At 66.1% G+C, this 560-nt stretch carries 1 protein-coding gene; it reads right to left on the bottom strand.

The features are described from left to right. The coding region (locus AC1DT3_RS23725; protein WP_477467594.1) for an ABC transporter ATP-binding protein at positions 1-560 on the bottom strand (560 nt) is incomplete at both ends.

The raw sequence follows: 560 nt of genomic DNA, 5'->3' as shown, positions 1-560 counted from the left end.
GCGGTCGGCGAAGGGACAGCCGGGCTCCGATGCGTCCGGCGGCCGGACCTGCCCCGCGATCGGCGTCAGCCGTTCCTTGCGGCCATCGAGCGGCGGCAGGGAAGCGAGCAGCCCCCTCGTATAGGGATGGGCCGGCGCGGCAAACAGCTGCACCGCCGAGGCGCGCTCGACAACTTTACCGCGATACATGACGACGACGTCTTCGGCCATCTCGGCGACGACACCGAGATCGTGTGTGATGAAGAGCGTCGCCATGCCGAGACGATCGCGCAGGCCGCGCATGAGGTCGAGAATCTGCGCTTGCACCGTCACGTCGAGCGCGGTCGTCGGCTCGTCTGCGATCAGGACGCGCGGTTCGCACGCGATCGCCATCGCGATCATGGCGCGTTGCCGCATGCCGCCCGATAGCTGGAACGGATAATCGTTCGCACGTTTGTCCGGCGACGGAATGCCGACGAGCTTCAGCAATTCCACTGTGCGTGCAAAGGCATCGCGACGCGACATGCCGAGGTGCCGACGCAAGGACTCGCCGATCTGGTTGCCGATGGTATAGACCGGAT

The organism is Microvirga sp. P4_G7 (assembly GCF_056401005.1).
Note: the sequence above shows the minus strand (reverse complement) of the source record. Positions and strands in the feature narration are given on the sequence as shown.